This is a genomic window from Chlorogloea sp. CCALA 695 (assembly GCF_003003885.1).
GTDB lineage: Bacteria > Cyanobacteriota > Cyanobacteriia > Cyanobacteriales > Chroococcidiopsidaceae > Aliterella.
On record NZ_PVWN01000027.1, the window covers coordinates 37299 to 52196 of the forward strand.

Consider the following 14898-nt stretch of genomic DNA (forward strand, 5'->3'; position numbering starts at 1 on the left):
ATACATGACTACTGTATTAAAGTCTAATTACAGCTTATCTACTCGTTTTTGGGCATATTTGCAACTAATGCGCCCTGCAAATATTGTTACGGCTTGGGCAGATATCCTAACAGGTTTTGCCGCTTCCGGCGCAGAATTAGGAGTTCCTTTAGCTTGGCTACTCTTAGCTACAACGGGGCTTTATGGCGGCGGGGTAGTGTTTAATGATGTTTTTGATGCCGAGTTAGATGCCATAGAGCGTCCCGAAAGACCAATCCCAACAGGTAAAGCATCGATTTTTGGCGCAACTAGCTTAGGAATTGTACTTTTAACGATAGGCGTAGTAGCGGCGGCTCAAGTTTCGTTACTAAGTGCTGTGATTGCGGTATTTGTGGCAATAGGGGCATTAATTTACGATGCCTGGAACAAACACAATGCCTTATTAAGTCCTATAAATATGGGTCTTTGTCGTGGTGGCAATTTACTTTTGGGCGTGAGTGCAATACCTGCAATGGTTACAGAGCGCTGGTTTTTAGCACTCATTCCCATTTTTTATATAGCCGCAGTTACAGCCATTAGTCGCGGGGAAGTACACGGCGGTAAAAGTAGTACAGGAAAACTAGCTTTATTGTTACTTGCGATCGCCCTAGGTGGAGTATTAGCTTTAGGATTATTGCCAAATTACTCTATTTTCGCAGCTTTACCATTTTTAGCTTTATTAACGGCGCAAGTATTTCCACCTTTTATTGCTGCAACTAAAGAGCCTAATGCCGATATTATCCGTAAAGCTGTAAAAGCTGGGGTTTTATCGCTAATTATTTTAGACGCGAGTATGGCGGCGGGTTTTGCTGGCGGGTTATACGGCTTACTTGTTTTAGGGTTGTTATTTGTGTCTATAACTCTAGCAAAAGTCTTTGTAGTAACTTAAATTATGTTAATTGACATTTTTCACGATACCGCTTGTCCTTGGTGTCGAATTGGTAAAAAACATCTCTTTGATGCGATCGCATTATTAGACCAAAACCAGACAATAGAGATACGCTGGCATCCTTTTTTACTAGACGATTCAATTCCCGCTCAAGGGGTAGGGTTTCGCGCTTTTATGAAGATGCGAAAAGGGATAGGAGCAGATCAATTAACACAGCTATTTAGTTACGCCACTCAATCCGGTGCAAAAGCTGGAGTCAAGCTAGATTTTGAAAAGGTTTTTTTGGCTGTAAATACAACGCTTTCTCATCGGCTAATTGCACTGACACCAAAAACCCATAAAAACGTCATTGTCGAAGCCGTATATAAAGCTTACTTTGAAGATGGACTAAATATTGGCGATGTTGACACCCTAGCTTCTTTAGGTAAAGAATTTGGCTTTGACCAAAAGCAGTTAAAGCAGCAATTAAGTAGCGATGCGGCGTTAGCTGAAGTTGTAGAAGAAGCAAAAGCGGCAAGAAATCAAGGTATAAGTAGCGTACCGTTTTTTGTCATCAACAACAAAGTTAGCATCAGTGGTTCGCAGTCGGTAGAAGTATTTATCCAAGCAATACAAAAAGAACTTTAGGAATTATTTAATAACTATGACAACTAATACTAAATCAAAAATTAGTTACAGTATACAACCAATTGAGCAATGCGTTCCAGTTAGTTTTCGCTATGACGTGCGATTTACTACAGGAATATTTAACGTAGGCAATCCCTTACTAGCGCAAACAATCGTTGCTGAAGGAGAAGGGACAAAAAGAGCGATCGCAATTGTCGATTCTGGTTTAATAGAACATTATCCGCATCTACTCGCCCAAATAACCGACTACATCGACTTTTACGGACAGGTGTTAACTTTAGCGGCAGATCCGATTGTAGTACCTGGGGGAGAAGCGGCTAAAAACGATCCACAATTATTAACTCAAATTCACGAAGTTATTAATAATGTCGGGTTGTGTCGTCATTCTTACGTTTTAGTAATTGGCGGTGGAGCGGTGTTAGATATGGTAGGCTACGCCGCCGCTACAGCACATCGGGGTGTAAGGTTAATTCGCATTCCGACTACTGCATTGGCGCAAAATGATTCGGCGGTGGGGGTAAAAAATGGGATTAATGCTTTTGGCAAGAAAAACTTTTTAGGTAGTTTTGCCACACCTTACGCTGTTTTAAATGATTTTGACTTTTTAACTACTTTAAGCGATCGCGACTGGCGAGCGGGCATTGCAGAAGCAATTAAGGTAGCTTTAATCAAAGACTTGGACTTTTTTGAGTTTATCGTGTCTAATGCTAAAAAATTAGCGCGGCGAGACATGGAAGTTATGCAGCAGTTAATTTATCGTTGCGCTCAGTTGCATTTAGAACATATTGCTACTAGCGGCGATGCTTTTGAGTTGGGTTCTTCTCGTCCTTTAGATTTCGGTCATTGGGCGGCGCATAAGTTAGAGCAATTGACTGATTTTCGCTTGCGACATGGGGAAGCGGTAGCAATTGGTATTGCGCTTGATAGCACTTATTCTTACTTGTCTGGGTTCCTATCTCGACCCCAATGGCAACTCATTATTGATACACTTTTAGCTATTGGTTTTACTTTATCTGTACCAGAACTTGCTGAACAACTAAATTCTCCTCCTTCTTCTCGGTGTCTGCTGGCGGGGTTGACAGAGTTTAGAGAACACTTAGGGGGCGAATTGACTTTAATGTTATTGCAAGAAATTGGTCAAGGTTTTGAGGTGCATGAGGTTGATGTACCTGTCTATAGGAAAGCTATTAAGGAACTGTTGGCAGTTTAAAACGCCCTCCTAAATTCTTAGGAAAAACCGAATATGGGGGGTCTGCCCCCCAAACCCCCTGCAAAAGTGCCTTGTCTTGGGGTACGGTAGGTTTCGGCAATCGGCTTCTTTTTCGGTTAATACACAAGTTTTTGGTAAGAATCGAATAGGTGTGTCTTTGTTCTACAAGGCTTGTCTTAAGAAAAACTGAGTATGGAGGGTCTGCCCCCAAACCCCCGTTGGGGAGCCAGTATGGGGATTACTTTGTCTTCCCCATAGCTGGCGTGGACGAGTTGCCTCCCAAGACATTTTTCGGGGGAGTCTCTCCTCAGATTCGATGCCGCCCAAACCCCCCGCAAACAATGTCATATCTGTGAGCGTTCAATCTCTGTGCGTTTAGCAGTGTTTCGGTGAGGGTTAAAGAAAGTTCAGCCCTCTAACTGACTTCACCAAAATACAAACAATAATTATGAAAATTGGTACAGATAATATTCATCTCACCTACTGCACTAATATTCATCCCGGCGAAAGCTGGAGCGACGTTTTTGCCAATTTACAACAATATATCCCTGTTCTTAAGTTGCGGTTGTCTCCAGAAAACCCTTTTGGTATTGGACTGCGTTTAGCAAATATTGCCGCTAAGGAGTTATTAGAAAAAGATAATTTAGCTCAGTTTCAATCTTGGTTAACGGCTCAAAACTTGTATGTATTTACTCTAAATGGCTTTCCTTATGGGGAATTTCATCACCAAGTTGTCAAAGATGCCGTTTATTCGCCCGATTGGTCTAAACTTGAACGCCTAAACTACACAATAAATTTAGCCAAAATTCTCGCTGCTTTATTGCCTCAAGGTATAGATGGAGGGATTTCTACTTTACCTATATCTTACAAGCCTTGGTGGAAAGGCGAAGTATCTGCTGAAAATCACATTTTCGACTCTAGTTGTCTTCACCTTGCATCCCTTACCGCCGAACTTATCAACCTTCGCCAGCAAACCGGGAAGTTCATCCATTTAGATATAGAACCCGAACCCGATGGATTGCTCGAAAATACGGCGGAAGTAATCGATTTTTTTACTAATTGGTTACTCCCAGTTAGCGGCGCAATTCTTGCTGAATCTTTGAGTATCTCTCCCAAGTTAGCAGAAGCACAATTACTCGAACACATCCGTATTTGCTACGATACTTGTCATTTTGCGGTGGAATACGAAGATCCGGCTACAGTTTTTGCACTTTTTCAGGAGTGTGGCATCAAAATCGGCAAAATACAGCTAAGTGCAGCTATTAAAGTAGCATTACCTGCCAATAGAGAGGTTTTATTATCACGATTGCGCCCCTTTGCTGAGTCTACTTACTTGCACCAAGTAATCGAACGTTACCCAGACGGTTCATTGCATCATTACCCCGATTTAGTTACAGCTTTACCATATCTAGAGCAGTCAAAAGCTCAAGAATGGCGCACACATTTTCACGTACCTATTTTTATCCACGATTATCAAGTTTTGCAGTCTACCCAAGATGACATTGTGGCAGTTTTGCAATTACTACAAGCAAATCCTGTTTGTCAGCATTTAGAAATTGAAACCTATACTTGGGATGTTTTACCCCAAGAAATGAAAATCGATTTACTCGCATCTATCCAAAGAGAGTATGAGTGGGTACTACAAACAGGCTTGGCAATTCAACCACAGCTTGCTTCCATCTCCTAATAATTTTTCAAGCAGTATTGTTCCATATTTTCCCCCCTTTTGAAGGGGGGTTAGGGGGGATCTCCCCACATCTTTTTAAATTAACCCCTATAAAAACCATGCAAAAAACAGTTGTTCTAAATGTAGTCGGCTTAACCCCTAGCTTACTCAGTGAACACACCCCCTTTTTATCTAATTGGGCAAAAAAGGGGCAACTAGCCAATATTAAACCCGTACTCCCGGCGGTAACTTGTACGGCGCAAGCTACTTACTTAACTGGCAAATTGCCTGACGAACATGGCATTGTTGGTAACGGGTGGTACTTCCGCGATGAATGCGAAGTAAAATTCTGGAAACAATCTAATAAATTAGTGCGATCGCCTAAAATCTGGGATATGGCGCGATCGCTCGATTCGTCTTTTACCTGTGCTAATTTGTTCTGGTGGTACAATATGTACTCCTCAGTAGATTACGCTGTTACGCCGCGCCCCCTGTACCCCGCCGATGGGCGAAAAATTCCTGATATTTATACCCAACCTGCGGAAATGCGATCACATCTCACTAAGGATTTAGGTCAATTTCCCTTATTCAACTTCTGGGGGCCCAATACAAACATCGCCTCTAGTCAGTGGATTGCAGACAGTGCTAAGTGGACAGAAGAACGTTACAATCCGACGCTAACTTTAGTTTATTTACCTCACTTAGATTACGGATTGCAACGTCTTGGCACTAAAAACAGCCTTATTCACAAAGATTTGCAAGAAATTGATGCTATTTGTGGCGATTTGATTGCTTACTATGAGGCTCGAAATGCTCAAGTAGTTGTTTTATCAGAGTACGGTATAACTGATGTTTCGCGCCCAGTCCACTTAAATCGCGTGTTGCGAGAAAATGGCTTATTAACAGTACGGGAAGAATTAGGGCGCGAATTGCTCGATCCTGGCGCAAGCAAGGCTTTCGCGGTTGCAGATCATCAAGTTGCTCATATATATGTAAATGATCGCACTTATCTACCCAAAGTCCGCGATATTTTAGAATCAACCCCCGGTGTGGCGCAGGTATTAGAAGATGAAAAAGCAGCTTATCATCTCAATCATTCCCGTTCTGGAGACTTAGTAGCGATCGCACAGCCAGATAGTTGGTTTACTTATTATTATTGGTTAGATGACGCTTGCGCTCCTGATTTTGCCTCTACTGTCGATATTCACCGCAAACCAGGTTACGATCCGGTGGAACTATTTATCGACCCGCAAATCAAAGTTCCTCAACTTAAAGTTGGTTTGAAACTATTACAGAAAAAGTTAGGATTTCGCTACTTAATGGATGTTATCCCCACCGATGCTAATTTAGTACGTGGTTCTCATGGTGCTATTAATGTTTCGTCTCAAGATCAGCCAATATTTATTACTCAAAAACCTAACTCACTCAACGCAGATACTATTGCTGCCACTGATGTTTGTAAATTACTGATCCAACATCTTGTCGAATAAATAATTGCGAAGCCCGTTACCGGGCGCGCTTGCGCTATCGCATCTTATCTAAAGTATCTCTTAAGTAAGATGTAAAAAATAAATTTGTATCCATTTTATCAATAAACTTATAAATAAAAATAGTGAGTTTTATAATATCAAAATTATTGATAATTCAATCAAAAGAAAATTCATTGTAAACACTTATTAATAACAACTACTCTAGCAAAGAGAACCAGCATTTTATAGATGCTCTACTTCAAAAAGATTGCGAGACAAATTAGTCTTCGTCATTAAGTTTTAGTGGCGAACAAAATGTTTATGTAAATTGAGTTTATTTTGTCAGCTTTCTTTATAAAAAAGTAATTGCAAACACCTTTAAGCAGTAGAACGGTGAGAAAATTTCCATGATGTTTGACTCCCACGCCGTTTTTGTAGTATTTTGTGTTACATAATTATTACCTATGAGAAAATTTCTATGATGTTTGACTCCCACTGCTATACAACCAAAAGCGGCATTATTGTATCTCGTACTGTTACCGAAGTACCCCTTGAAACAGCCTTAGAAGACATTTTATGGAGTCTCAATTCGCAAAGAGGCGGGTTGTTGGGTAGTAGTTATGAATATCCAGGAAGATACAAAAGATGGGCAATGGGATTTGTCAACCCGCCATTAGAATTAAGCACGTGCGATCGCAATTTTACAATCAAAGCCTTAAACAAACGCGGTACGATCCTAATTCCCTTTTTAGCCGAACGATTAACCAAAAAATCCCAAATCGAAAGCATCGAAGTAGACGAAACTTGTATTACTGGTTCGATTGTTCAAACAGCACAATTATTTACCGAAGAAGAACGCAGCAAACAACCTTCCGCTTTTAGCATCGTCCGCGAAATTCTCAATGCTTTTCATAGCAACGAAGACGAACACTTGGGGTTATACGGCGCGTTTGGTTACGATTTGGTTTATCAATTTGAATCTGTCCCCAAAACCCAGATTAGACCAGAAGATCAGCGCGACTTAGTTTTGTATTTGCCCGATGAACTGGTTGTAGTTGACTACTATTTGCAAAGTGCTTTTCTATTGCAGTACGAACTTGAAACCCCCCAGGGAAATACAAAGGGATTGCCAAGAATAGGTGAAGCAATTGATTATAGAGGAAGTCGCGCAGTAGTTGAAAAAAGCGTCGATCACGCCCCTGGAGAATATGCCAGCAAAGTTCATAAAGCCTTAGAATACTTCCGTCGGGGCGATTTATTTGAAGTTGTCCCCAGTCAAAACTTTTACTCGGCTTGCGAAGAAGCACCGAGTAAGTTATTTGAAACCTTGCAGCAAATCAATCCTAGTCCTTACGGATTCATCTTTAACTTGGGCGGCGAGTATTTAATCGGCGCATCGCCCGAAATGTTTGTCCGAGTAGAAGGAAAAAGGATTGAAACTTGTCCGATTAGTGGCACAATTAGTCGGGGACAAAATGCGATCGATGATGCCGATCAAATCTTACTATTGCTTAATTCTGGCAAAGATGCAGCCGAATTAACCATGTGTACCGACGTAGATCGCAACGATAAATCAAGAATTTGCGAACCCGGTTCGGTAAGAGTAATAGGGCGACGACAAATTGAACTGTATAGCCACTTAATTCACACCGTAGACCACGTAGAAGGCTTACTAAGACCTCAATTTGATGCTTTAGATGCTTTTTTGACCCATACTTGGGCTGTAACCGTTACGGGCGCACCAAAACGGGCAGCAATGCAGTTTTTAGAACAGCACGAACATAGTGTAAGGCGTTGGTATGGTGGGGCGGTAGGTTGTTTGACCTTCAACGGCGACTTGAATACAGGTTTAATTTTACGGACTATCAGACTAAAAGACTCCATCGCTGAAGTTCGCGCCGGTGCTACGGTGCTTTATGACTCCATCGCCGAAGCAGAGGAACAAGAAACCAGAACCAAAGCCGCCGCCCTATTTGAGACAATTAGCCGCGCTAAAATTACCGCAAATAACAACCTTTCTAACAAAAGTAGCGATTATGCAGGTATTACTGAAGTAAAAAGCAGCAAAGTAAAAGTTTTACTCATCGACTACGAAGACTCTTTTGTTCACACTTTGGCTAATTACATCCGTCAAACTGGCGCAACAGTAACTACCTTACGTCATGGCTTTGCTGAGTCAGTTTTGGACGAAGAAGATCCAGACTTAGTTGTATTATCTCCTGGCCCTGGTAGACCTCACGATTTTGGCGTACCAGATACAGTAAAAGCTTGCGTCCGCCTACAACTACCAATTTTTGGGGTTTGTCTAGGTTTGCAAGGTATTGTGGAAGCTTTTGGCGGGGAACTGGGAGTTTTAGATTATCCTCAGCATGGGAAATCATCACGGATTTTTGTTACTGACCAAAACTCTGGGGCTTTTCAAGGTTTACCAGAATCTTTTGAAGTGGGTAGATACCATTCTTTATTTGCTTTACCGCAAAAACTCCCCCCAGAACTAAAAGTAACAGCAATTTCTGATGATGACGTAATTATGGGTATCGAACATCAAACTTTACCGATTGCGGCGGTGCAGTTTCATCCAGAATCAATTATGAGTTTGGCGGGAGAAGTTGGTTTAGCAATTATTGCCAACGTGGTTTGTACTTTCGCCAAAAACCGATCCCAGCAAAGCCAAACATTAAATGGCGTAGTATTTTCAAATTCGTAAAACAGGAGTTATTAAGTGACGGCGACGCAGATAAATCCGCAACATATTCTTGCTCAAATTGTCCAGCACAAAGAGCAAGAAATAGCCCAAATGCGCCAGCAGTTACCGCTAGGAGATTTGCAAAGTCAGTTAAAATCAGCGCCAATGGTGCGAGACTTTGTTGGCGCTTTGCAAAATAGTCCGCACTACCCTAGCTTAATTGCGGAAGTTAAAAAAGCATCTCCTAGCAAAGGGATAATTTGCCACAACTTCAACCCGGTAGAAATTGCCACTGCTTATGTTCGTGGTGGCGCAGCTTGTTTATCTGTGCTTACTGACAGCAGATTTTTTCAAGGTAGCTTTGAAAATTTGCAAAACATTCGTCCCACTGTAGAAGTACCGTTATTGTGCAAAGAATTTGTTATTGATCCATACCAAATTTACAAAGCGCGGGTTGTGGGTGCAGATGCAGTGCTTTTGATTGCAGCTATTTTATCCGACCAAAACCTGCAAGATTTTTTGTACTTAATTCACTCGTTAGGGATGAACGCTTTAGTAGAAGTCCATACCCTAGCTGAACTTGATCGCGTTTTAAAACTTTCTGACTTACGTTTAGTTGGAATCAACAACCGAAATCTAGAAACTTTCAACGTTGATTTGGCAACTACTAGCCAGCTAATGCAGGAAAGATCCCAGCATTTGACAATGGGGATAACCGTTGTTAGCGAATCTGGTTTGTATTCGCCAACAGATTTATCCTTTGTTGCGGCGGCGGGGGTTCGGAGTGTATTAGTAGGCGAATCTTTAGTCAAACAAACCGATGTTGAACAAGCCGTGCTTACTTTATTGGACAATAAAGCAAGCTAGCTACTAATTGCCAATTGGTGCTTATTTTTAGGTAAATTATGACAATGAATGCTATTTCTCAACGCCTCAAATCTTTACGCCAAGCCAAACAATGCGCTTTAATTCCCTTTATTACGGCGGGAGATCCAGACTTGGAAACTACCGCCGCAGCTTTAAAGGTGCTAGATCGTAACGGTGCAGACTTAATTGAATTAGGCGTTCCCTATTCCGATCCTCTAGCTGATGGTCCAGTAATTCAAGCCGCCGCAACTCGCGCCCTGCAAAAAAATACAAAGTTAGAACAGGTGCTAGAAATAGTTGCCAAAGTCAGCCCCGAAATCAAAGCACCAATTATTTTATTTACTTACTACAACCCGATTTTGAACCGGGGAATTGAACCATTTTTAGAGCAAATCGCTAAAGTTGGGGTTAAAGGCTTAGTAGTCCCAGATTTACCTTTAGAAGAAGCAGACGAATTACTAGAAGCGGCGGCTAGAGTAGGCATTGAGCTAATTTTGTTAGTTGCGCCAACGAGTTCTGAGACTAGAATTAAAGCAATTTCTGCTAAGTCCCAAGGCTTTATTTATCTAGTTAGCGTTACGGGTGTAACGGGAATGCGATCGCAAATTCAAAGTAGAGTCAAAGATTTACTCGTGGAAATGCGCCAAATTACCGATAAACCGATTGGCGTAGGTTTTGGGATTTCTTCACCCGAACAAGCCCAGCAAGTCAAAGAATGGGGCGCTGACGCAGTAATTGTCGGTAGTGCCTTTGTCAGGGCGTTGGAAACTGGGACACCCGCCGAAGGACTGCAAGCAGTAGAGAAACTGTGTCAAGAATTAAAAAGTGCGATCGCGCCTAAACAACCAGTAGCATCACTTTAAGTAAAAATATAGAGGATTTATCTAATGGTCAGCATTCAAGAAATCTACGATATCACAGCGTCCGACCCCAAAAGACCCGATGCCCTCGGTAGGTTTGGTAAGTTCGGCGGTAAGTATGTTCCCGAAACCCTAATGCCTGCTTTAGAGGAACTAGAAGCAGCTTTCGACAAGTATTGCAACGATTCGGGATTTCAGGAAGAATTACAAGGCTTGCTTAAAGATTATGTTGGTCGTCCTACACCTTTATACTTTGCCGAACGTCTCACCGCCCACTACGCCACAGCAAATAGCAACCCGTTAATTTACCTCAAGCGGGAAGACTTAAACCATACAGGCGCACACAAAATTAATAACGCTTTAGCGCAAGTATTATTAGCCAAGCGCATGGGCAAAAAGCGAATTATCGCCGAAACTGGAGCGGGACAACACGGAGTCGCTACAGCCACCGTATGCGCTCGGTTTGGCTTTGACTGCGTAATTTACATGGGCGTTCAAGATATGGAACGCCAAAGCCTAAACGTATTTCGGATGCGACTAATGGGCGCAGAAGTCCGCCCCGTATCGGCGGGAACAGGAACCCTTAAAGATGCAACTTCCGAAGCGATTCGGGACTGGGTAACAAATGTAGAAAATACTCACTATATATTAGGTTCTGTAGCTGGCCCTCATCCTTACCCGATGATAGTGCGCGATTTTCATGCTGTAATTGGACAAGAAACTCGTTGGCAAGCTGAGGAGAAATGGGGCGGATTGCCGGACATTCTGCTTGCTTGTGTGGGCGGCGGTTCTAATGCAATGGGACTATTTCATGAATTTGTCAGCGACTCCAGTGTCAGAATGATTGGGGTTGAAGCCGCCGGAGAAGGTGTAGAAACAGACAAACACGCCGCTACTTTAACTAAAGGACGCGTTGGCGTACTACATGGCGCAATGAGTTATTTGTTGCAAGACAATGATGGACAAGTAGTTGAAGCCCATTCAATTAGCGCCGGATTAGACTATCCCGGAGTCGGCCCAGAGCATAGTTACCTCAAAGAACTAGGACGCGCCGAATACTACAGCGTTACCGACCAGCAGGCATTGGACGCATTGCAATTACTATCGCAGCAAGAAGGGATTATTCCTGCATTAGAAACCGCTCATGCGATCGCCTATTTAGACACTCTTTGTCCTCAACTGACAGGTAGCCCCAGAATTGTAATCAACTGTTCCGGGCGTGGCGATAAAGATGTCCAAACAGTAGCAAAAGCATTGCACAAAGACGGTTAATAAAATAAACAAAAAATCGCCATGATAGCTGTAACCCAAGCAACCGTTGACAATATAATTGCACCGAGTGAGATTGAATGGCCCAAGTTATTAGAACAATTACTAGCAGGGCAAAGTCTCAGCATTCCGACGGCTGCTGATTTGATGCAAGGTTGGTTAACCGAGGCAATTCCGCCCGTACTATCGGGAGCAATTCTCGCCGCCATCCAAGCTAAAGGCGTAACCGCCACTGAATTAGTAGGAATGGCGCAAGTTCTGCACGCCCAATCCGCAATTAGTAAAGGCATCCCCAGTTCCACACCGTTGATTGACACCTGCGGGACGGGAGGAGACGGGGCATCTACCTTTAATATTTCTACAGCAGTAGCCTTTGTAGCCGCCGCCGCCGGGGTGAAAGTTGCCAAGCACGGTAATCGTTCAGCTTCTAGTAAAACGGGTTCTGCCGACGTATTAGAGGCTTTAGGAATCAACCTTAATTCCGAAGTTGAAAAAGTAACCACCGCCGTTGAGGAAGTGGGAATTACATTTTTATTTGCTCCCGGTTGGCATCCGGCGCTAAAGGCTGTAGCCGGGTTACGCAAAACTTTAAAGGTGCGGACAGTTTTTAATCTATTAGGGCCATTAGTTAACCCGATGCAGCCTACTGGGCAAATTATCGGCGTTAGCGATCCTAGTTTAGTAGAAACAATTGCTCGTGCTTTATCGCAACTAGGAATAGAAAGAGCGATCGTTGTTCATGGTAGAGAAAAGCTAGACGAAGCGGGGTTAGCAGATATTAACGATTTGGCGGTACTAGAAAACAATCAAGTCCGTTTAATGACGTTAGATGTTGAAGAACTTGGTTTGCAAAAAGCCGCAACTGACGAGATTAGAGGGGGAGACGTAGAGGAAAATGCTCAAATTCTTAAAAACGTACTCCAAGGGAAAGGTACAGAGGCTCAACAAAATGTTGTAGCTTTAAACGCCGCCTTAGCGCTTTATGTCGGGAAAGCAATTACATCAGAGGAATATAGCAAAGGAATTGCGATCGCCCATGACATTCTCCGCAGTGGTGCAGCGTGGTCAAAATTAGAGCAATTAGTCCATTTTTTGCGCTGACATCAAAAATTAGGGGATTAATTTCCCCTTTTTTTTCAATTCACCGTACCCCTGCAATCTCAACATGATACCTTTGAGTCTCAAGGAAATCGATCGGGAAATAATTAACTTACTCAGTAAAAGAATTGCGATTTTAAATGATTCATTGCCTATACAAGCAGAATCCGGCGATATTACCCAACTATTAAATCAAGCTGGCGTGCCAGAATTTGTTTGGAAAAGCATTACAATTAGCTGCGCGGCGGCGATCGCTTCCTCTACTTCTTTTACCCCAGCCAAACCCCGAAAAGTTACTATAATCGGTGGTAATGGCAAACTAGGAAGTTTTTTTAGCCAACAACTATCTCATGCTGGTCATAACGTTAGCATTCTCGAACATAATAACTGGGACGAAGCGGCACAACTATTAGGAAAAGCAGAATTAGTATTAGTTTGCGTTCCCATCGAATACACCATCAGCGTAATTCAACAAGCCGCGCCTTACCTCAAAGCAGATACAGCTTTAGCAGACATTACCAGCGTCAAAACTCCCATAGTCCAAGAACTACTCAAGCAGCACAAAGGGCCTGTTTTAAGCCTGCATCCCATGTTCGGGCCTGGAGTGCAATCATTTTTATCGCAAAACGTTATAGTTTGTCCAGGTCGTCAAGAGCAAGTCTTTAAATGGCTACTAGACTTAATTGAAAGTAGTGGCGGTAAACTAATCGCCTGTACGCCCGAAGAACACGATCGCATGATGATAGCGATTCAGGCAATCAGGCACTTTACAACCTTTAGCCTAGGCGTATTTTTAGCCGAAGAAGGCATTGACATCAGCCGTAGCCTAGAATTTTCTAGCCCACTTTACCGCTTAGAAATTGATATAGTTAGCCGTTTATTTGCTCAAGATCCGGCTTTATCTGTTGATATCATGTCCGCCGCCACAGAACGCCGTCAAGCCATTACTAGGTTAGTAGAAACTTACAGCCGCCTCGCCCAATTAGTAGAAAACCAAGACGAAGCCGCCTTAAAGCGCGAATTTGCCGCTACTTCCAGCACCTTCGCCCAAGGAGCAAACCAAGCCGTAGCCGAAAGTAACCATATTATCGACAGCCTCAGCCTATTACTAGCTGCAAAGGTTACCCAAACTCAAAGAACCGCCCCCAGCCTTGCTAAAACCACTAATCCAGTCTAAAAGGGCTTGATTTACAACATCAGGACATTCATCATGGGGACAATGCCCAACATTTTCTAAACTAACTAGCTGGGCGTACTGGGGATTATAGTCAGCAAACTGACGGGCAAAACTGTGAGGAACCATGCGATCTTGCTGTCCCCAAATTAATAATATAGGTACTTTCAAGTTCGGCAACACATTTTGTACTTTTGGGGCAAAACCCGCACCAACCATTGCTTTTAGAATTCCGGCAAAAGCATTAGCACTACCTCGATCTTGCGCGGGAGCAAGGAGAATATCAACTAACTCATCCGTCACCGCCGCCGGATTAGAATAAGCCATAGCTGCCCACTTTTTGACAATTCCCGGTCTATTGACTACGCGAAAAACAGTTTTAAATAATAGCTTTGAAGCCACCAAACTTTCAAGATTGGAGACAATTGGGCGCAGAAATTTAGGTACAGCTTCTTCGCGGACAGACAAATCGGGCAAACTCAGCATAGCGATACCTGCAACCATTTCCGGGTAAGTTGCAGCAAGAGTTAAAGTTACTAACGAACCTGTAGAATTACCCACTAATACGACCGGAGTATTAATAAAAGTCCGCCAAAAATCATAAACTTGCTCAACCCAAAGCTCGACATTGTAATTAATCGCGGGTTTTTCCGAAGCGCCAAAACCCAGCATATCTAGAGCATAAACCGTATGAGACGCGCCCAAAACAGTTAAATTGTTGCGCCAGTGACCAATAGAAGTACCAAACCCGTGCAGTAAAATTAGTGGCGTACTTGTTTTTTGAGGCGATCGCACATAAGTATAACGAGTTTGCCAACCGCGCCAAACCCAATCTCGTTGAGAACCAACCCGTTGTTGCCAATGCTCAGAAATCACGTTTTACTTACACTACGATTATTTCTTTTATTTTAACGCCAGAGAAATAAGGATAGGGCGATCGCAGAGCTTCGCAACTTGTTAAAATAAAAATAAAAACCAAAAATACAACTACCTCAAACCCTCTCCAACGCATCATTGAGAGACATTTTGCAGGGGGTTTGGGGGAGGCAACTCGTCCCCCAATGG

General features: G+C 42.8%; 14 protein-coding genes. 11 read left to right on the top strand and 3 right to left on the bottom strand.

The window, feature by feature from the left end; translation table 11 throughout:
* Nucleotides 1-4 precede the first annotated feature (4 nt).
* From eboC to C7B70_RS14700, 3 genes are read left to right on the top strand one after another with little or no spacing between them, the layout of a single operon-like run.
* A complete protein-coding gene (gene eboC / locus C7B70_RS14690; RefSeq protein WP_106369773.1) occupies nucleotides 5-907 on the top strand; it encodes a UbiA-like protein EboC in 903 nt (300 codons plus the stop codon).
* Nucleotides 908-910: 3 nt separating this feature from the next.
* Nucleotides 911-1534, top strand: coding sequence for a DsbA family oxidoreductase (locus tag C7B70_RS14695; RefSeq protein WP_106369774.1), 624 nt, complete (start codon nucleotides 911-913; stop codon nucleotides 1532-1534).
* 16 nt (nucleotides 1535-1550) lie between these two features.
* Nucleotides 1551-2744: a 3-dehydroquinate synthase gene (locus C7B70_RS14700; RefSeq protein ID WP_106369775.1), complete on the top strand. Its 1194-nt coding sequence runs from the start codon at nucleotides 1551-1553 to the stop codon at nucleotides 2742-2744.
* A gap of 162 nt (nucleotides 2745-2906) precedes the next feature.
* Here the strand turns inward: C7B70_RS14700 and C7B70_RS25965 are convergent, their stop codons facing one another.
* Nucleotides 2907-3092, bottom strand: a complete 186-nt coding sequence (locus C7B70_RS25965; protein WP_146134059.1) for a hypothetical protein — start codon at nucleotides 3090-3092, stop codon at nucleotides 2907-2909.
* Between the two features lie 100 nt (nucleotides 3093-3192).
* On the opposite strand from C7B70_RS25965, the gene eboE reads away from it, so the two are divergent.
* The 8 genes from eboE to tyrA all read left to right on the top strand — a co-directional run bounded on the left by eboE (nucleotide 3193) and on the right by tyrA (nucleotide 13836).
* On the top strand, nucleotides 3193-4431 hold the full coding sequence (gene eboE, locus C7B70_RS14705) for a metabolite traffic protein EboE (RefSeq protein WP_106369776.1): 1239 nt from the start codon (nucleotides 3193-3195) through the stop codon (nucleotides 4429-4431).
* A gap of 98 nt (nucleotides 4432-4529) precedes the next feature.
* Complete coding sequence (locus C7B70_RS14710) at nucleotides 4530-5900, top strand: alkaline phosphatase family protein (protein ID WP_106369777.1); 1371 nt, start codon at nucleotides 4530-4532, stop codon at nucleotides 5898-5900.
* 457 nt (nucleotides 5901-6357) lie between these two features.
* Complete coding sequence (locus tag C7B70_RS14715; protein ID WP_106369778.1) at nucleotides 6358-8586, top strand: anthranilate synthase; 2229 nt, start codon at nucleotides 6358-6360, stop codon at nucleotides 8584-8586.
* A 15-nt stretch (nucleotides 8587-8601) separates the two neighbouring features.
* On the top strand, nucleotides 8602-9432 hold the full coding sequence (gene trpC, locus C7B70_RS14720; protein WP_106369779.1) for an indole-3-glycerol phosphate synthase TrpC: 831 nt from the start codon (nucleotides 8602-8604) through the stop codon (nucleotides 9430-9432).
* Between the two features lie 44 nt (nucleotides 9433-9476).
* Nucleotides 9477-10295, top strand: a complete 819-nt coding sequence (gene trpA, locus C7B70_RS14725) for a tryptophan synthase subunit alpha (protein WP_106369780.1) — start codon at nucleotides 9477-9479, stop codon at nucleotides 10293-10295.
* A gap of 24 nt (nucleotides 10296-10319) precedes the next feature.
* Nucleotides 10320-11564 carry a tryptophan synthase subunit beta gene (trpB, locus tag C7B70_RS14730; protein WP_106369781.1) on the top strand — a complete coding sequence of 415 codons (1245 nt, stop codon included), beginning with the start codon at nucleotides 10320-10322 and terminating at the stop codon, nucleotides 11562-11564.
* Between the two features lie 21 nt (nucleotides 11565-11585).
* Complete coding sequence (gene trpD, locus C7B70_RS14735) at nucleotides 11586-12662, top strand: anthranilate phosphoribosyltransferase (protein ID WP_106369782.1); 1077 nt, start codon at nucleotides 11586-11588, stop codon at nucleotides 12660-12662.
* Between the two features lie 64 nt (nucleotides 12663-12726).
* Nucleotides 12727-13836: a bifunctional chorismate mutase/prephenate dehydrogenase gene (gene tyrA, locus C7B70_RS14740; protein ID WP_106369783.1), complete on the top strand. Its 1110-nt coding sequence runs from the start codon at nucleotides 12727-12729 to the stop codon at nucleotides 13834-13836.
* Here tyrA and C7B70_RS14745 read toward each other — a convergent pair.
* Both C7B70_RS14745 and C7B70_RS27805 read right to left on the bottom strand, forming a co-directional pair.
* On the bottom strand, nucleotides 13768-14709 hold the full coding sequence (locus C7B70_RS14745; RefSeq protein WP_106369784.1) for an alpha/beta fold hydrolase: 942 nt from the start codon (nucleotides 14707-14709) through the stop codon (nucleotides 13768-13770). The two genes, tyrA and C7B70_RS14745, sit on opposite strands and share 69 nt — an antisense overlap.
* 7 nt (nucleotides 14710-14716) lie before the next feature.
* On the bottom strand, nucleotides 14717-14898 hold a 182-nt coding region (locus C7B70_RS27805), incomplete at its 5' end, for a hypothetical protein (protein ID WP_233220945.1).